The sequence below is a fragment of the Ornithinimicrobium cavernae genome (assembly GCF_003121625.1).
GTDB classification, from domain to species: domain Bacteria; phylum Actinomycetota; class Actinomycetes; order Actinomycetales; family Dermatophilaceae; genus Ornithinicoccus; species Ornithinicoccus cavernae.
In genome coordinates, this window is the sequence record NZ_QDDJ01000010.1 from 153,970 (window position 1) to 172,264 (window position 18,295).

General features: G+C 70.8%; 14 protein-coding genes. 7 read left to right on the forward strand and 7 right to left on the reverse strand.

The features are described 5' to 3' along the window. Positions 1-57: 57 nt before the first annotated feature. Complete coding sequence (locus DA085_RS13115) at positions 58-864, forward strand: arsenate reductase/protein-tyrosine-phosphatase family protein (protein ID WP_109473422.1); 807 nt, start codon at positions 58-60, stop codon at positions 862-864. A 51-nt stretch (positions 865-915) separates the two neighbouring features. Next, positions 916-1,305 carry a VOC family protein gene (locus DA085_RS13120; RefSeq protein ID WP_109473423.1) on the forward strand — a complete coding sequence of 130 codons (390 nt, stop codon included), beginning with the start codon at positions 916-918 and terminating at the stop codon, positions 1,303-1,305. A 102-nt stretch (positions 1,306-1,407) separates the two neighbouring features. On the opposite strand, the gene DA085_RS13125 is transcribed toward DA085_RS13120, so the two are convergent. Continuing rightward, positions 1,408-2,196: a sugar phosphate isomerase/epimerase family protein gene (locus DA085_RS13125; RefSeq protein ID WP_109473461.1), complete on the reverse strand. Its 789-nt coding sequence runs from the start codon at positions 2,194-2,196 to the stop codon at positions 1,408-1,410. Continuing rightward, on the reverse strand, positions 2,196-3,122 hold the full coding sequence (locus DA085_RS13130; RefSeq protein WP_109473424.1) for a Ppx/GppA family phosphatase: 927 nt from the start codon (positions 3,120-3,122) through the stop codon (positions 2,196-2,198). Before DA085_RS13130 ends, DA085_RS13125 begins: the two co-directional genes overlap by 1 nt. A gap of 59 nt (positions 3,123-3,181) precedes the next feature. Here DA085_RS13130 and DA085_RS13135 point away from each other — a divergent pair, with 59 nt between their 5' ends. The 4 genes from DA085_RS13135 to DA085_RS13150 all read left to right on the forward strand — a co-directional run bounded on the left by DA085_RS13135 (position 3,182) and on the right by DA085_RS13150 (position 7,517). Continuing rightward, entirely contained in the window at positions 3,182-4,009 is an 828-nt protein-coding gene (locus DA085_RS13135) for a DUF3109 family protein (RefSeq protein WP_109473462.1), read from the forward strand. Between the two features lie 39 nt (positions 4,010-4,048). Next, on the forward strand, positions 4,049-5,416 hold the full coding sequence (radA, locus tag DA085_RS13140; protein WP_109473425.1) for a DNA repair protein RadA: 1,368 nt from the start codon (positions 4,049-4,051) through the stop codon (positions 5,414-5,416). Between the two features lie 137 nt (positions 5,417-5,553). Beyond that, on the forward strand, positions 5,554-6,630 hold the full coding sequence (disA, locus tag DA085_RS13145) for a DNA integrity scanning diadenylate cyclase DisA (RefSeq protein ID WP_202619225.1): 1,077 nt from the start codon (positions 5,554-5,556) through the stop codon (positions 6,628-6,630). Continuing rightward, positions 6,627-7,517: an HhH-GPD family protein gene (locus DA085_RS13150; RefSeq protein WP_202619226.1), complete on the forward strand. Its 891-nt coding sequence runs from the start codon at positions 6,627-6,629 to the stop codon at positions 7,515-7,517. The genes disA and DA085_RS13150 overlap by 4 nt, the downstream gene beginning before the upstream one ends. Before the next feature lie 11 nt (positions 7,518-7,528). Here the strand turns inward: DA085_RS13150 and DA085_RS13155 are convergent, their stop codons facing one another. Beyond that, positions 7,529-8,071 carry a winged helix-turn-helix domain-containing protein gene (locus DA085_RS13155; RefSeq protein ID WP_109473427.1) on the reverse strand — a complete coding sequence of 181 codons (543 nt, stop codon included), beginning with the start codon at positions 8,069-8,071 and terminating at the stop codon, positions 7,529-7,531. A gap of 320 nt (positions 8,072-8,391) precedes the next feature. Here DA085_RS13155 and DA085_RS13160 point away from each other — a divergent pair, with 320 nt between their 5' ends. Continuing rightward, positions 8,392-8,706, forward strand: coding sequence for a DMT family transporter (locus DA085_RS13160; protein ID WP_109473428.1), 315 nt, complete (start codon positions 8,392-8,394; stop codon positions 8,704-8,706). Positions 8,707-8,830: 124 nt separating this feature from the next. Here the strand turns inward: DA085_RS13160 and DA085_RS13165 are convergent, their stop codons facing one another. From DA085_RS13165 to DA085_RS13180, 4 genes are all read right to left on the reverse strand, one after another. Then, positions 8,831-13,153: a S8 family serine peptidase gene (locus tag DA085_RS13165; protein ID WP_202619227.1), complete on the reverse strand. Its 4,323-nt coding sequence runs from the start codon at positions 13,151-13,153 to the stop codon at positions 8,831-8,833. A 271-nt stretch (positions 13,154-13,424) separates the two neighbouring features. Then, positions 13,425-14,039 (reverse strand): winged helix-turn-helix domain-containing protein, encoded by a 615-nt coding sequence (locus DA085_RS13170; RefSeq protein WP_161958500.1) that lies wholly within the window; start codon positions 14,037-14,039, stop codon positions 13,425-13,427. A gap of 169 nt (positions 14,040-14,208) precedes the next feature. After that, positions 14,209-15,312 (reverse strand): lipid II:glycine glycyltransferase FemX, encoded by a 1,104-nt coding sequence (locus DA085_RS13175; RefSeq protein ID WP_109473431.1) that lies wholly within the window; start codon positions 15,310-15,312, stop codon positions 14,209-14,211. Between the two features lie 128 nt (positions 15,313-15,440). After that, complete coding sequence (locus tag DA085_RS13180) at positions 15,441-17,987, reverse strand: ATP-dependent Clp protease ATP-binding subunit (protein WP_109473432.1); 2,547 nt, start codon at positions 17,985-17,987, stop codon at positions 15,441-15,443. Positions 17,988-18,295 lie beyond the last annotated feature (308 nt).

Sequence of the window (18,295 nt, forward strand, 5' to 3'; positions counted from 1 at the left end):
CTCGCGCAGGCTGGTCCGGGCTTTTGCATCAAATCGATTTGATGTAATCTCAGAGGCATGCCACCCGTGGCAGGCGACGCGCCGCCGGAGTTCCTCCGGCTCGCTGCCCACCCCCTGCGCTGGCGCCTCCTGAGTGCGCTGGCAGCGGGGGACGCACGCGTCCGTGAGCTGATGGCCGGCACGGGCGAGTCCCAGAACCTCGTGTCCTACCACCTCGGACTGCTGCGCCGTGGCGGCCTGGTCACCACCCGCCGCAGCACCCACGACGCCCGCGACACCTACTACCACCTAGATCTGACCCGGTGCGCCGGGGCGCTCGCGGAGATCGCGGCCGCTCTGCACCCGGCGCTGGTCAGCGTGCCGGGCGACGACGCACGACAGTCCGTGCCGCCCGCCGCGTCCGGCCACCCGCTCGCGAGGACGCCCGCCGTGCTCTTCGTGTGCACCGGCAACAGCTCGCGGTCCCTCATCGCCGAGGCCCTGCTGCGCCACCGCAGCGGCGGTGCCGTGGACGTGACCAGCGCCGGCACCCACCCGAGGCGTGAGATCCACCCGCTCACCCTCGCGGTCCTCCGGAAGGACTACGGCCTCGACCTCGGCCCACGGGACCCTCGCGCGATCCAGGCGGTCGCCGACCGCACCTTCGACCTGGTCGTGACCGTGTGCGACCGCGCCCGCGAGGCCCTCCCGGAGCTGCGCGAGCACCCGCGGCTGAGCCACTGGAGCATCCCCGACCCCGCCCACTCCACCCCACGGCCCACCTACAGCACGTTCCGGGCAACCGCCGCGGAGATCGACACCCGCGTCGGGCACCTGGTGCCCGCTCTGACCGTTCCCGGCGCCTCGCGCACCGGCACACCCTGACCGACCCGGGGCACCGACGCGTCGGGTCATCACCACAGGAGGTCACGCACCATGAGTGAACACACCACTGACCAGCAGGTCAGCGTCCGCTACCTGGTCGACGACGTCGCCGCCGCCGTCCGCTTCTACACGAGCCACCTGGGGTTCACCCTCGGCACCGACGCCGCACCGGCGTTCGCGGAGGTGACCCGCGGACGGCTGCGCCTGCTGCTGTCGGGCCCCGCCAGCTCGGGAGCCAGAGCGACCCCGCAGGACGCCGCCCAGCCGGGTCGCAACCGCATCCACCTCGTCGTCGAGGACCTGGCCGCAGAGATCGAGCGGCTCACAGGCAGCGGGGTGCGGCTCCGCAGCGAGACGGTCACGGGTCCGGGCGGGCAACAGGTCCTCCTCGCGGACCCGGCCGGCAACCTCGTCGAGCTGTTCCAGCCCGCAGGCGGCTGAGCCTGCGCGCCGCGCCATCGTCGAGCTGTTCCAGCCCGCAGGGGCTGAGCCTGCTCGGTGCGGCTCGTCGAGCTGTTCCAGCCCGCAGGCGGCTGAGCCCGCTCAGGGCACGCGCTGCCCCAGGTGGGTCCGCGCGAACTCCAGGGACTCGGCGAGGTCCGCCTCGCGCTCCTCGACCGACCGCTTACGGGTGCCGACCTCGAGACTGACAGCACCCGCATACCCCCGGTCGGTCAGCTCCCGCAGCAGCCGGTCCGCCGGCTGCGTGCCCCGGCCCGGCACGAGGTGCTCGTCCTTGAAGGAGCCCGTGCCGTCGCCGAGGTGGATGTGGCTGACCCGGTCCCCGAGCCGGTGCAGCAGGTCGACGCAGTCGACCGCTCCCGTCGAGGCGTGCGAGACGTCGAGGGTGACGTGCGGATAGGTCTGCTCCACCGGGTCCCAGTGCGGGCTGTAGACCTGCATCTCGGAGGCTCCCGCCCGCCACGGGAACATGTTCTCCACCGCCAGACTGACGCCGGTGTCCGACTGCCGGTCGGCGATCCCCTGGACGAAACCCTCGGCGTAGTCCCGCTGCCAGCGGAACGGCGGGTGGATGACGACGACCTCGGCACCGACCTCTTCGGCGAGCCGCACGGAGCGGTCAACCTTGGCCCAGGGCTCCCACCCCCAGAGACGCTGCGCCAGCAGCAGCGTCGGCGCGTGGATGGCGCCGATCGGCAGGCTGTGCAGCTGGGACAGCGCCTTGAGCGCACCGGGCTCCTGCGTCAGCGGATCCGTCCAGACCATGATCTCTACGCCGTCGTAGCCGAGCCGCTCGGCCAGGTCGAAGGCGTAGGCGCAGTTCTCCGGATAGACGGAGGAGGTCGACAGCAGGACCGGGGTGTGGGCCATCACAGGCTGTCCATCCGGCGCAGGATGAAGCCCTCGCGCAGGGCCCACGGGCAGATGTCGAGCTGGTCGACGTCGAACAGCTCCATGGCGGCCTCGACGACCATCGCACCGGCCAGCATCTGCGGCGCCCGGGCCTCCGAGATGCCCTGGAGCGAGGCGCGCTCCTCGGGAGGCATCGCCGCGAGCCTGGGCACCCAGGCAGCGAGGTCGTCCCGGGCGAGCGTGCGCGGCACGTGGGGCCCCTCCGAGGACGGCGCGGCGCCGCACAACCGGCCGAGGGAGCGGATCGTCTTGCTGGTCCCGACCACCCGGTGGGGCGTCCCGACCTTGACCAGTGGGCGGTGCACGGCCGCGATCTCGGAGCGGATGCGCTTGCGCAGCGCCCTGAGGTCGCCCTCCGACGGGTTGGCCCCCGCCAGCTGCAGCTCCCGTGTCAGCCGCCCGGCGCCGAGCGGCAGGGTGGCCACGGCATCGGCCTCCTCGTCCATGCCCGCGCCCAGTTCCAGGGACCCGCCACCGATGTCGATCAGGAACAGCCGCCCGGAGGACCAGCCGAACCAGCGGCGGGCGGCGAGGAAGGTGAGCCGGGCCTCGTTCTCTCCGCTCAGCACCTGCAGCTGGACGCCGGAGGCCCGGCGCACCTGCTCCAGGACCTCGTCAGTGTTGCTGGCGTCGCGGATCGCGCTGGTCGCGAAGCCGAGCAGCTCGGACACACCGCGCGTCTCGGCGACCTCGGTGCAGTCCCGGACGAACGTGGCCAGCCGACCGGCGCCCTCCTCGGAGATCGCTCCGTCGGGAGTGAGCTGCTCGGCCAGGCGCAGCTCGACCTTGTGCGAGTAGTCGGGCAGCGGGTGGGCCCCGGGGTGTGCGTCGATCACGAGGAGGTGGACGGTGTTGGAGCCGACATCGATCACACCGAGACGCATTCCCTCAGGCTAGACCCTTGCCGAGGGACCGCCCCGTCCAGGCTCGTAGAGTGGTGGAGGTGACAGGTCGATCGGTGGACAGGGCGGGCGAGACCCCGCTGGACGCACCGCGGATCTGGGCGGAGTTCACCGACCCGGCCGAGCCCGCCCAGCGCGTGCGCGCCGACCTCACCTGGCTCACCTCCTCCTGGCACTGCATCTTCGGGTCCGGCTGCGCGGGCATCTACGCCGACCGCCCCGACGACGGGTGCTGCACGCTCGGGGCGCACTTCACCGATGACGACGACCTGGCCCGGGTCGGCGCCGTCGCCGCGTCGCTGGGGCCGGACGAGTGGCAGTTCCACGACGCGGGCCGCGAACTGGTCGACGGTCGCCCCGGCTGGCAGGACCTCGACGAGGACGGCGCGACGGTCACCACCCGCCGCGTCGACGGCGCCTGCATCTTCCTGAACCGCCCCGGACACCCCGCCGGCGCCGGCTGCGCCCTGCACCAGCACGCCGTGCTGGAGGGCGAGCAGCCCCACCGGGCCAAGCCGGACGTGTGCTGGCAGCTCCCCGTCCGACGCACCTACCGCACCGTCCACCTGCCGGACGACACGTCATACCTGGAGATCACCCTGACCGAGTACGACCGCCGTGGCTGGGGACCGGGCGGTCACGACCTGGACTGGTACTGCTCCGGCCGGCCCGAGGCGCACACCGCCCCCGAGCCGGTCTATCTGGGCCTGGCCGCCGAGCTCACCGAGCTGCTGGGGGTCGAGGCGTATGCCGAGCTGGCGGCCTACTGCGCGGCTCACCTGAGGACCGTGGCCGGCCTGCGGCGGGACCCCGCCGGGCGCCGCCTGCTGCCGCTGTACGTCCACCCGGCGACGCTCTCGGCGCCCTGAGGGACGGCCCTGTCGGTCGCGCCCCCTAGAGTCCCTCGCGTGGCGACCAAGAGCAAGGCCCCGACCTACCGGTGCACCGAGTGCGGCTGGGGGGCCGTCAAGTGGGTGGGCCGCTGCGGCGAGTGCCAGGCCTGGGGCACCCTGAGCGAGGCCGGGCAGACCGCCGTGCGCACGTCCGCCGCGGCACCCAGCCGCCCTGCCGTCCCGATCGCGCAGGTCGACGCGACCCTGGCGCAGGCGGGCAGCACCGGGGTCGGCGAGTTCGACCGCGTCCTGGGTGGTGGTCTGGTGCCCGGCGGTGTCGTGCTCATGGCGGGCGAGCCGGGCATCGGCAAGTCGACCCTGGCCCTCGACGTGGCGGCCCGCGCCGCCCGCGAGGGCCGCCGGGTGCTCTACGTCTCCGGTGAGGAGTCCGCTGCCCAGGTGCGGCTGCGTGGCGCGCGGATCGGTGCCCTCGCCGACACGCTGTACCTCGCCGCCGAGACCGATCTCTCTGCCGTGCTCGGACACCTCCAGCGCACCGAGCCGGCGCTGGTCGTCGTCGACTCGGTACAGACCATCGCCAGCGCCGAGGTCGACGGGGCCCCCGGCAACGTGGGGCAGGTCCGGGAGGTCGCCTCCGCCCTGATCCAGGCGGCCAAGGCCGCCAACATCGCCGCGATCCTCATCGGGCACGTCACCAAGGACGGCGCCATCGCCGGCCCCCGGGTCCTGGAGCACCTGGTCGACGTCGTTGTGCAGTTCGAGGGCGAGCGCCACTCGCGGCTGCGGCTGGTCCGGGCCGTGAAGAACCGCTTCGGCCCCACCGACGAGGTGGGCTGCTTCGACCTCGGCGACGCCGGCATCGTCGGGCTACCCGACCCCAGCGGGCTGTTCCTCACCAGCCGGGACCGACCGGTGCCGGGCACCTGCGTGACCGTGACCCTGGAGGGCCGTCGCCCCCTCGTGACCGAGGTGCAGGCGCTGGTGACCGAGAGCTCCGGGGGCTCACCCCGGCGCACCACCAGCGGGCTCGACTCCTCCCGCCTGGCCATGGTGCTCGCGGTCCTCACCCGCCGGGCCGGGGTCACCGTGAGCGCCCACGACTGCTACGCCTCGACCGTGGGCGGGGTCCGCCTCGCCGAGCCGTCGGCCGACCTCGCGCTCGCCCTTGCGGTCGCCGGCGCGCACCGGGACGCGCCGCTGCCGCAGGGGCTGGTCGCGGTCGGTGAGGTCGGGCTGGCCGGTGACATCCGACCCGTCACCGGGCTCCCGAGGCGGCTCAGCGAGGCCGCCCGCATCGGCTTCACCCGCGCCGTCGTCCCGGCCGGCTCCCTCACCGAGGGACCCCCGCCGGCGGGCGTGCGCGTGCGCGAGGTGAGCACGCTCCAGGACGCCGTCGAGCTCGCGCTCGGCTGGCAGGCCTGACCCTCGTTCACGGTTTTGCTCCGGCGACGGCACGCGGTTCATCTCGGTACGGTAAAGGTTGCGCTCATCGGGCGTTTCCCGCGTGTGCCGTCGATAGACTCCCGCACGTCAGACCAGGGCACGGACGGAGCACAGTGGTGGAGCGCAGTGATGAGGACTCCCTGCGCTCGACGCTGGCCGCGGTCGCACCCGGCACCGAGCTGCGGGACGGCCTCGAGCGGGTCCTGAGGGGACGGACCGGCGCCCTGGTGGTGCTGGGCTACGACCGGTCGGTCGAGGCCATCTGCTCCGGCGGCTTCGAGCTCGACATCGAGTTCTCCAGCACGCGGCTGCGCGAGCTGGCCAAGATGGACGGCGCCATCGTGCTCGAGCGCGACGGCTCCCGCATCGTGCGGGCCGCGACGCAGCTGGTGCCCGACCCCTCGATCGAGACCAAGGAGAGCGGCACCCGGCACCGCACGGCCGAGCGGGTCGCCAAACAGACCGGCCATCCCGTGGTCTCGGTCAGCCAGTCGATGGCGATCGTGGCGATCTACGTCGGCAACCTGCGTCACGTCCTCGAGGCCTCCACCGCGATCCTGTCGCGCGCCAACCAGGCCCTGCAGACCCTCGAGCGCTACAAGTCTCGGCTCGACGAGGTCAGCAGCAACCTGTCGGCGCTGGAGATCGAGGACCTCGTCACGATCCGTGACGTCACCGCCGTGCTCCAGCGCCTCGAGATGGTGCGCAGGATCAGCGAGGAGATCGCGCAGTACGCCCTGGAGCTCGGCACCGACGGGCGGCTGATGAACCTCCAGCTGGATGAGTTCACCGGCGGGCTCGGCAACGACCGCGAGCTGGTGATCCGGGACTACGCCGGCCACGTCACCGACGGCGCCTCCGTCCAGACCGTGCTGGACTGCCTGTCGTCGGTCAGCGGCAGCGACCTGCTGGACCTGACCTCGGCCGCCCGGTGCCTCGGCTTCACCGTCGTCGGGGACGGCCTGGATGCCAGCGTGAGCCCCCGCGGCTACCGGCTCCTCTCCCGCATCCCGCGCCTGCCGGCGGTGGTGATCGACCGGCTGGTCGAGCGCTTCGGCAGCCTCCAGGCGCTGCTGTCGGCCAGCCTCGAGGACCTGATGACGGTCGAGGGCGTCGGTGAGGGCCGCGCCCGGGCCGTGCGTGAGGGACTGTCCCGCCTGGCCGAGTCGAGCATCCTCGAACGCTACGTGTGAGCACCGCGACCCAGCCCTCCCGCATACTCTCTCCCCTGCTGGACTGGTATGCCGCGCACGCCCGCGACCTTCCGTGGCGCCAGCCCGGTGCGACGCCCTGGGGCGTGCTCGTCTCGGAGGTCATGCTGCAGCAGACGCCCGTCGCCCGCGTCGAGCCGGTCTGGCGCGAGTGGCTGGCGCGCTGGCCGGAGCCGGCCGACCTGGCCGCAGAGGCTCCGGGTGAGGCGGTGCGGGCCTGGGGGCGCCTGGGTTACCCGCGCCGTGCGCTGCGGCTGCACGCCTGCGCGGTCGCGCTGACCGCGGAGCACGGCGGCCAGGTGCCGGACGACCTCGGGGCCCTGCTGGCCCTCCCCGGCATCGGGCAGTACACCGCCGCGGCCGTGGGCGCGTTCGCCTTCGGTCTCCGCGCGGCCGTCGTCGACACCAACGTGCGGCGCGTCCAGGCCCGGGCGGTCAGCGGCGTCGCCCTGCCGGCGCCCACCCTGACTGCCGCAGAGCTGCGCCTGGCGGAGCAGCTGCTGCCGGCGGACCCCGCCACCGCGGCCCGGTGGAGCGTCGCGGTGATGGAGCTGGGGGCGCTGGTCTGCACGGCACGGTCCCCCGGTTGTGCGGACTGTCCGTTGCGGGACCGCTGTGCCTGGGTCGCTGCCGGGTCGCCGCCGTATGACGGCCCGCCCCGCCGGGTGCAGGCCTGGGCGGGCACCGACCGGCAGTGCCGCGGGGTGATCGTGGGGCGGCTGCGGGAGTCGGCCGACGCCGTGCCGGTGGCCGACCTGCGCGCGGCCTGGCCGGATGCCGCGCAGTTCGCCCGGTCACTGGACGGGCTGCTCAGTGACGGGCTGGCCGAGTGGGACGGGGACGACCGCGTCCGGCTACCCACCGGCTGAGGGTCTCCGGGCTAGGAGCACCGCGTCCTGGGCCGCACGGCACGGAAGCCGACGCCGCGCACGGCCTCGATGATGACCGGTGCGCGCTCGCGCGCCAGCTTGGCGCGGAGCCGTTTGACGACCGCGTGCACCTGGCTGGCGTCCCCGAGGTGATCGGTCCCCCACACCTCGCGAACCAGCTCGTCGAAGCGCCAGACCCTGCCGGGCTCGGCGATCAGACGGCGCAGCAGCGCGAACTCCAGGGGAGTCAGCGTCACCTCGACGGTGCCGAAGCCGACGGTGCGCCGGTCCTCGTGGATGCGCACACCCTGACCCGGCTGCCGGTCCCCCACCTGCCCCCGCTCCGCCGGCGCCACGCCCCGGGGCTGGGCGGGACCCATCAGGTCCTGGGCCATCTCGAGGGAGGTGACGATCAGCACGGCGGCCCCGGGGTCCAGCTGGGCCAGCAGGGCGCTTCGCTCCTCGGCGGTCGGGGCCACCAGGACGACCAGCGCAGCCGGTCGTGGCGCCTCGTCTGGCTCGCGTACCGGCTCCGACGCCACGACCTGAGTCATCCACCCGCTCCCTGCCCCGCGCCCCTCGCGGCCGCCCCCCAACTTTCCGTGTACCCGACGGTAAGGCAACAGACTTGGGCAAGCCTTTAACCAAAAGTAATAGCGGTGTGATCAGCACCGTCCGGTCGACCTTTCGGTGCGGACCGGGCGGCACCGGACATCGTTCGGCCGGACCCGGCGTTCCCGCCACCTCGGCCCCCGCGCCGGCTTTGCGGGAGCGGCCCCCCGTGCTACAAAAAAGACTGGTCGGCGGATCCAGGCTGACCCCGGACGAGGCGCAGCACGTACCCGGTCCTGACGACGGCTGCACTGGAGTGCTCATGTACTGGTTCGTCCTCATCGTGTCCGGGTTGCTCGAGGCCGTGTGGGCCGTTGCGCTGGCCAAGACCGAGGGTTTCACCCGTCTCGGACCGAGTCTGCTGTTCGGCGGCGCGCTCGTGGTGTCGATGGGCGGCCTGGCCTACGGGCTGCGCGAGATCCCGGTCGGCACCGGGTATGCCGTGTGGGTCGCGGTCGGTGCCGTCACCACTGCGGTCTACGGCATGATCGCCCTGGGAGAGCCGGCCTCGCTGGCGCGCATCCTCTGCCTGGTGCTCATCGTCTCCGGGGTGATCGGCCTGAAGCTGGTCTCCTGACCGTCGTCCGACACGGGGTGATCGGCCTGAATCCGGTCTCCTGACCGTCGTCCGACACGGCACAGCCCGCCCGGAGCTGTTGCTCCGGACGGGCCGTCCCGTCCTACGGTCTCTCAGGTGAGGGTCAGCACCCCACCTTCGGCAGCGTGAAGTTCACCGTGCGGACCCCGCCACGCATGGGGTTGGTGTCGGCGAACTGCGGGCGCCACCCGTCCTTTGCGGCGATGATCTGCACGCCACCCTTGGTGTTCTGGGTGTTCACCCAGGTGGCATAGCCACCCTCGCTGTCGGTGGCGAGCACCCAACCGGCGTGGCCACCGCGCTTCGGCGTGATGTCGACGGTGGCTCCGTCGATCGCGACCGTCGCACCGTCACAGTCCGCACCGGAGACGTTGCCCATCACCTTGCCCCACGCACGGGGAGGCGAGACGTTCATCGTCACCGGGATGGCGTCGAACGACTGCGGGGTGTTGGTGCTGACCCGGATGCCGGCCGTGTAGACACCCGGCTGGGCGACGTTGCCGTCGGTGGTGACGTCAACCGTGACGCTCTCACCGGCGGGGATGGTGAGCTCCGTGGCGCTCAGGGAGAGCCACGTGATGTCCGCACCACCAGCACCACACTCGTCGAAGCCGGGCAGGTGCTCGGCGTCGCGCGTGGCGTTGAAGTTGCCCGAGGAGCCACCGAACTTGCCGAGCCCGCACGCCGCCGCACCACGGTAGACCGCGGTGTTGGAGTTGGGCAGGTCGACCCAGGCGTCCTGGCTCGGGTCGTAGGCGAAGGTGGCGTTGGTGATCGTGCCACCCTGCACACCGCCGTTGACGATGAGCATCCCGTTGGCCCCGGCGTACTGGCTCGCCCAGGTGTCCACCGGAGCGTCCGCGATCGCCGTCCAGCTGTTGGCGTCCGGGCTGTAGACGTAGCTGTCGGCCACGCCGCCGGCACCGCTGTTGCCACCGGTGCAGTAGACCTCACCGTCGATCCCGGCGCAGGACGCGAAGGCCACGGCCACCGGGTAGTCGGCGAGGGTCTCCCAGGTGTCGCTCGCCGGGTCGTAGGCCGTAACGGCGTTCGACATCGGCGTGCAGGAGGAGGTGGTGCACCCACCGACCGAGTACAGCCGGCCGTCGGCGACAGCCTGGCCCGCGGCGGAGACCGCAGAGGGGTTGTCCGCCACCGGAGTCCAGCTGTCCGCGCCGTCGTCGTAGACCAGGGTCTGAGCGGTGGTGCCGCTCGACACCCAACCGCCGGAGACGACGATCTGACCGTTGACGACACCAGCGGTCACCGCGTTGCGTGCACTGGGCAGCGACGCCACCGGTGTCCACGCCATGGCCTCCGCGTCGTAGCGCTGCACGGTGTCGTACGACGCCGAGCCGGAGCCACCACCGATGAGGTACCAGGTGCCGTCCAGGCTGACGGCCCGACCGTCCATGTTGGTCGAACCCAGCTGAGGCAGGTCCGTCCACGGCGCCTCCGCGGCCCCGCGGTCGGACTCGTCAGCGGTCGACATGCTCGACGTCGACTGCTGAGCGAACGAGACCTCGGCCTTGATCTCCTGCAGCGGAGCGCCCTCGGTCTCGTGCATCTCACTCATGAGCTCCTTGGTGCCGTCGGCACGCAGGATCTCGAAGTCACCACCGACCTCGGACAGCTGCACCTCGGCAGCGCCGGAGCCGGTGTTGGTGAGAGTGAGGGTGTCCCCGACGGAGTCGCCGAGCTCCAGGTAGGTGGTGATCGCCGTGGGGTCGATCTCCACGAACCCGGAGCCGAGGGTGAAGTCCGCCCGGACGGCACCGTCTGCAGCGACGTCGATGCTCTGGGTCTGGCTCTCGTGGTTGCGGGCGGTGGCCTCGAAGTCGTGCGCACCGGTCAGCGTCGAGAAGATCCAGTAGAAGCCGTCGTCCAGGTTGTCGTTGTCCGGGGTGGCGACCGTGGTGCCGGTCTCCTCCGGGGCCCCGACGCTGGTCACCGTCGCACCGACGATGCCCTCACCGGTGTCCGCACCCGAGACGGTGCCGACGACGTAGCCGCCGGCGACGGTCGGCATACAGTCGCGGTTGCCGACAAAGACGTCGTCGACCTCCCACCACCAGTCGTACTCCATCAGGTGACCGTGGAACCGGACCTGCACGTCCGACTGACCTGCCGCCATGGGCAGCTGCAGGAACTGCTCGTTCGGGCCGCGGACCGACAGGTCCTGCGACAGGACGGTCGTCCAGGTCTGACCACCGTCGATGGACACGTCCACGTCGGCCAGGTCGTCGCCGAGGCCACGCCAGTCCTGCTTGAAGCCGACCGCGGGTGCGGTCAGCGCCGACATGTCGATCGACGGGCTGACCAGCGAGGTGTCCTGCGCCCCGCTGCTGCCGTAGTAGTCGGAGTCGAGGATCGCGAAGTTGCCCTCACCACCGGTGAGGTTGTCGCGGTTCTTGGGGTTGTTGAACGCCCACACGTCGCCCGTGTCGGCGTGGTCGATGACCTGCCAACCCGCGGGGACCTCCGTGCCGTCGAAGGACTCGGTGACCCCCTCCACGACGTAGGAGTAGCCGGGGGCGGTGCAGGTCTCCACGTCGACCAGGATCTGCTCGTCGTGGGTCATCGCGCCGTCGACCGTGACCTCGGTCGTGGTGGTGGTGTAGCCCGGGTACTGGGCCACGAACTCCAGGGTGTACGTCGCACCTGTCGGCAGGTTGAGCGAGTACTCGCCCGTCGCCGGGTCGGTGTAGGCGTTCACGCCGGTGCCGGCCGCCGTCACCTTGGTGTAGAGGGGCCAGCCGTGTCCGGAGCCGTCCGTGACCGTGCCGGAGACGGTCGCGCTCGGCGAGGCGTCCAGGGCGAAGTCGACGGTCACCGTGCCGTCAGCGGTGACGGTGGCGTTGACGGTCTCGGTGCCGTAGCCGAACTTGGAGGCCGTGACCGTGTAGTCGCCGGCGACCAGGAGGACGGAGTAGTCACCCGCGTCGCCGGTGACCAGCGAGCGGTTGATCGGGCCGACGACCTCGACGGAGGCGCCCGCCAGGGCGTCACCCGTCCCGGCGTCGGTCACGGCACCGTTCAGGGTGCCGGTGTCACCGGTCGGTGCTGCCTCGATCAGGGCCAGGGCATCCAGACGGCCCTCACCGAAGACGTTGTTGTCGGCTGCGGTCCCACCGCAGATGAGGTTCTCGGTGTCGATCGCGGTGCCGTCGAGCAGCGCGCGCGTGCCCGCGATGTCACCGACCAGTCCGGGGGCCGCCGACCACAGGAGCGCGACGGCGCCCGCAGCGTGCGGAGCAGCCATCGACGTCCCGCTGTAGTTGGCGTAGCCGTTGCCCGGAACCGTGGAGCGGACGTTGGAGCCCGGTGCGGCGATGTTCGGCTTGATCTCACCGTCCTGGCCATAGCCCTTGCCCGAGGTGTTCGAGATGGTGTGGCTCGAGTTGTAGTTGCCGACCGAGTAGGTGATGATCCGGCTTCCCGGAGCACCCGACGTGTTGCAGGCGGGTCCGCTGTTGCCGTTCGCCCACAGGCTGAAGATGCCCATCGCATCCCAGTCCTCGATCAGGTCCTCCATGAAGGGGTCGTTGCTCGGCAGCGTGGTGCCCCAGGAGTTGTTGATGATGTGGGGTCGCTTGGACGTGTCGGGGTTCTCCCCGTTGAGATCGGTCGGTGCCAGCATCCACTGGGCCGAGTCGATGAGGGCCTGGTCGGTGGGGCAGCACCCGTTGGCTGCGATCCAGGTCGCTCCGGGAGCGACGCCCACCTTGTTCTCGCCACCGTCGTCACCGACCATGGTGCCCATCGTGTGGGTGCCGTGGCCGTTGTTGTCGGCCGGCCGGTCCGGCGAGCTGCCGGCCGCGTCGAACCAGTTGTAGTCGTGGGTGAAGGTCCCGTCGCCGTTGTTCCCGCGGTACTGGTTCACCAGCGCCGGGTGGTCGTACTGGACACCGGTGTCGATGTTGCCCACCACGATGCCCTCGCCGTGCACGCCGTACGTGCTCCAGACGTCGTCGGCGTTGATGTCGGCGACACCCCACTCCACCGCGGAGGGGGCCATCTCGGGCTCCCCTTTCTCGAGCTCGGGCGCGTCATAGGTCGTGGTCGGGTAGATCCCCTCGACGCCGGTGTCCGAGGCGAGCGACAGCACCAGGTCCTGGTCACCACCCTGGATACGGATCGCGTTCGTGGCCCAGTAGGCCTTGTACTCGACGCCGTCGGCGTCGAGCTGGGCACGGATCTCCTTCTGGCTCGCTTCCGCGGTGTCGGTGAGGGCGGAGTAGACCGCCTTCCCGCGCGCGTCCCAGTCGTCGATCGTGGTGAACTGCGACATATCGGGGCGCGCGTCGAAACGCACCCAGAAGTCGGTGGCGCCCTTCTCCTCCAGCTGGGCGGTCACCTCCTCCTTGACCTTGTTGGCGCCGACCTCTGCCTGCGGCAGCGCAGGCTCGGCGCTCGCGCCGGTCATACCTAACCCCGATGCGATGAGCGATGCGCCGGCTACTGATGCCAGCCATCGGCGCGCACGGTGTCCGTGTACGGCCACGACTCCTCCTCCATACGGTGGGTGATGCCGGGGAGATCCCCCGGTTAGCAACCGAACCTAGGAAAAGCCTGAGAGTGGGACAACGACTTCACATGGGCAACACATGGACAACGTAAACAACTGTCGGACAACCTGATCCGAGATGCCATCACGACATCACCGCCCTGGTGAGGACGGTGTTGGAGACCCTCGGTCAGTTGCCGACCGCCTCCCGTAGGGCATTCACCGTGGGGCGCTGCACGAGCCGGAAGCCCAGGCCCCGCACCGCCTCGAGAGCCACCGGCGCCCCCAGGTCGGCCAGCTTGATGCGCAGCCGGCCGATCGCCGCATGCATGTGGGCGCCGTTGCCGAGGTAGGTGGTGCGCCAACCGACCTGGGACAGTTTCTCGAACGTGACGACCTCGCCGACACGCGGGAGCAGGTGGGCCAGCAGCGCGAACTCGAGGCTCGTGAGCTGCACCTCCCGGTCCGCCAGCGCGAGGGAGAGCCGGTCCTCACGGAGCCGCAGCGTGGCCGGAAGACGGGCGGCGCCGCGCTCGGAGGCGCGGGGAGACCCGGGTGGTTGGCCGGTGACCCGGGCCCCGCGGGACGGTTCCCGCCGGGGCCCGTGGCCCGGTGACCGACCGGAGGCCCCGGGGAGCCTCGCCAGCACCTGACGCGCCTGGGTGAGGTCGCTGGCGACGAGGATCGGCGCGGCGGCCCCCAGCCCGGCCGTGAGGGCGATGCGCTCCTCGACGGTGGCGGCGACGATGAGGACGAGGGACTGCCTCGCAGAGCCGGGCGCAGCGACGTGGTCGACCCGCTCCACGCGCAACACCTCCCCGTGCCCGCACACCCGCCCTGCCCGGGTGCGTGACCCCTTTATCCACGACCTGGCCCGAGGAGGCAAGGGTCTTGACCCAGAAATGACCCAACCGTGGCGAAAGGTTGAGCACTCCTGGCCAGACGTCCGACCCTTCAGGGTCGGGAGTGTGAGGTCAGAGGATGTCGTCCACGGTGCCCCGGCTGCGCTTGTTGAGCAGGTCGCGACGCAGCCGCAGCGCCTTGACCAACGGCGGCGCCAGGGGTGACAGGCGCAGGTCGTAGGCGGGGAACCACACCCGCTGGGTGCTGAACTTGAGCTTCATCTTGAAGACGCCGAAGGAGTGCTTGGACTCATCGAGCACGCGGGGGATGCCCCAGAAGTCGAACGTCTGGTAGCCGTGCTCCTTGGCGTCCAGCATCGCGTTCCAGTAGAACGCGTCGGGTGCCTTGGCGTCCTTGCGCTTGTCGCCGGTGCTCGGGGGACGCTCGTCCCGGATGCTCCCGCCGTACAGGTAGGCGGTGGTGTCGCCCAGCCCGAGGAAGAAACCGCCAGCCAGCGCCTTGCCCTCGTGCCGGGACAGCACTGTGTAGGCCTCTCCGCCGAACTCGTTGCCCGCGGCGCGGAGCGTCTCGTAGTACACGCGCGGGAACGAGCCCAGGGTCGCGCGCTCGTTGGTGGCGTGGAAGATCTCCCAGAAGGCCTCGAAGTCGTCGTCCCGCCCGGCCTCGACACCCATCCGCTCGGCGGTGCGCACGTTGCGTCGGGCCATCTTGTGCAGGCCGGCGAACATCTCGTCCTCGCTGGCCGTGAGGTCGGCGAGGATGGTGTGCTCGGGCTGCTCGGTCTGCGAGCGCTGGAACGGGCCGATAGCCCCCGGGATCGTGGCCTGGTCGGCCTCGTAGTCCACCGTGATCAGGTCGTCCGGGCGACCCACGGGGACCGGGCTCGGCGGCTCGACCTTCAGGTAGGCGTCGGTGCGGCGGGCGAGCCTGCGCAGCGGCCCGGCGAGGTCGGGAAGCTGGTCGAGTGACTCCAGGGCGGGACCGCGCGGTGCGTAGAGGACGCTGACGCCGGGCACCAGGGGTTTGCGGAGGAGCTGCACGGCGCCGACGGTGCTGCCCTGGTCGTTCCTGATGAGATAGCGCAGCGGCTGCTGCCCGAGGACGCGCCGGGCCTCGCCGTAGGCCCAGCCCTGGAGGGGGCTGCTCAGCGGCAGGGCTGCGACGGCGTCGTTGAACGCGTGGGGGTCTTCGGTCTGATGCAGATGCAGGGGCACGCCCCAAACCTAGGTCATCGTGCCGGCTCGTCCGACCCCGGCGTAGTCGGCACGGGGCAGCTGTTCGAGGCACGAGAGAGGCCACCCGCTGTGCCGGAGCACAGCGGGTGGCCTGTCAGCTGGTCGGGTCAGGCGCTGGACTCGGACGAGCCGGTGTCACCACCGGGGACCACTCCTGAGGCCTCACCGACCGGCACGGTGTCGGGCGTGCGCGACTTCTCCGCGCCGGAGAAGGTGAACTCGCCGGACTTGTCCTCGGCCGTCGCGTCGACCAGGACGATCTGTCCGGGCGTCAGCTCGCCGTAGAGGATCTTCTCGGACAGGGCGTCCTCGATCTCGCGCTGGATCGCCCGACGCAGCGGCCGGGCGCCGAGCACGGGGTCGTAGCCCTTGACCGCGAGCAGCTTCTTGGCCGTGGGCGTGAGCTCGAGGCCCATGTCCTTGTCGTGGAGCCGCTCGTCCAGCTTGGCGATCATCAGGTCCACGATCTGGACGATCTCCTCCTGCGACAGCTGCGGGAAGACGATGGTGTCGTCCACGCGGTTGAGGAACTCGGGGCGGAAGTGCTGCTTGAGCTCGTCCGTGACCCGGTTCTTCATGCGCTCGTAGTCGCTGCTGCCGTCGTTGCCACCGGAGAAGCCGAGCGAGATGCCCTTGGCGATGTCCCGGGTGCCCAGGTTGGTCGTCATGATGATGACCGTGTTCTTGAAGTCGACCACCCGGCCCTGGGCGTCGGTCAGGCGACCGTCCTCCAGGATCTGCAAGAGGCTGTTGAAGATGTCGGGGTGCGCCTTCTCGACCTCGTCGAACAGGACCACGGAGAACGGCTTGCGCCGGACCTTCTCGGTCAGCTGGCCACCCTCCTCGTAACCGACGTAGCCGGGGGGCGAACCGAACATCCGCGAGACCGTGTGCTTCTCGGAGTACTCGGACATGTCGAGGGTGATCAGCGCGTCCTCGTCACCGAACAGGAACTCGGCCAGCGTCTTGGCCAGCTCGGTCTTGCCGACACCGGTCGGTCCGGCGAAGATGAACGAGCCACCCGGACGGCGCGGGTCCTTCAGCCCGGCGCGGGTGCGCCGGATCGCCTGGGACAGCGCGGAGATGGCGTCGTTCATGCCGACGATCCGCTTGTGCAGCTCGTTCTCCATGTTGAGCAGGCGGCTGGACTCCTCCTCGGTCAGCTTGATGACCGGGATGCCGGTGGCAGCGGCGAGGACCTCGGCGATCAGCTCGTCGTCGACCTCGGCGACGACGTCCATGTCACCGGACTTCCACTCCTTCTCCCGCTCGGCCCGGGCCTGGGTGAGCTTGTGCTCCTCGTCCCGCAGACGCGCGGCCTTCTCGAAGTCCTGGGCGTCGATCGCCGACTCCTTCTCGCGCTTGGTGTGCGAGATCTTGTCGTCGAACTCCCGCAGGTCCGGCGGTGCGGTCATCCGGCGGATGCGCAACCGGGCACCGGCCTCGTCGATCAGGTCGATCGCCTTGTCCGGCAGGTAGCGGTCGTTGACGTAGCGGTCGGCCATCGTCGCGGCAGCCACGAGGGCACCGTCGGTGATCGACACGCGGTGGTGTGCCTCGTAGCGGTCGCGCAGACCCTTGAGGATCTCGATCGCGTGGGCCAGGGTCGGCTCGTTGACCTGGATCGGCTGGAACCGCCGCTCGAGTGCCGCGTCCTTCTCGATGTGCTTGCGGTACTCGTCGAGCGTGGTGGCACCGATGGTCTGCAGCTCACCGCGGGCCAGCATCGGCTTCAGGATGCTGGCGGCGTCGATGGCGCCCTCGGCGGCACCCGCCCCGACGAGGGTGTGGATCTCGTCGATGAACAGGATGATGTCGCCACGGGTGCGGATCTCCTTGAGGACCTTCTTGAGGCGCTCCTCGAAGTCACCGCGGTAGCGCGACCCGGCCACCAGGGACCCGAGGTCGAGCGTGTAGAGCTGCTTGTCCTTCAGCGTCTCCGGGACCTCACCGCGGACGATGTCGCTGGCGAGTCCCTCGACGACGGCGGTCTTGCCGACGCCCGGCTCACCGATGAGGACCGGGTTGTTCTTGGTGCGGCGGGACAGCACCTGCATGACCCGCTCGATCTCCTTCTCGCGACCGATGACGGGGTCCAGCTTGCCCTCGCGGGCAGCCTGGGTCAGGTTGCGCCCGAACTGGTCGAGGACCAGGGAGCCGGCGGGGTTGCCCTCCTGGGCGCCCTGGCCGACACCGGCGGTGGCAGCCTCCTTGCCCTGGTAGCCGGAGAGCAGCTGGATGACCTGCTGGCGGACCCGGTTGAGGTCGGCGCCGAGCTTGATCAGCACCTGGGCGGCGACGCCCTCGCCCTCGCGGATCAGGCCGAGCAGGATGTGCTCGGTGCCGATGTAGTTGTGGCCGAGCTGGAGGCCCTCCCGCAGACTCAGCTCGAGGACCTTCTTGGCACGGGGGGTGAAGGGGATGTGGCCGGTGGGCGACTGCTGCCCCTGGCCGATGATCTCCTGGACCTGCTCACGGACGGCATCCAGGGAGATGTCCAGGGTCTCCAGCGCCTTGGCGGCAACCCCTTCTCCCTCGTGGATGAGGCCGAGCAGAATGTGCTCAGTGCCGATGTAGTTGTGGTTGAGCATCCGCGCTTCTTCCTGCGCGAGCACCACCACTCGGCGGGCGCGGTCGGTAAACCGTTCGAACATCGTCACTCCTGACAATCGATCCGGGCTGGTGTCTGCCTGCCGGCGCTTGCCGCGACACACGCCATACCCTGATGCTACTTGCGTCTGCTGTGCCCAACGCGATCGTGCGGAGCACTGTTCCACACGAGGGCACCCTGACCACCCCTGTTCGCCCTCGGCGTAGCAGCCAGGGCCCGTGCCCGTCCCCCGCGATGCCCATGGCCTCTTCCCCACGGCTCCCATCCCGCACGGAGCGGACGCTCAGGATGGTGGTCCATAATCACCGCTGCACCACCCACGACGGCCGACCCGGCCGACTAGGAGCTCTT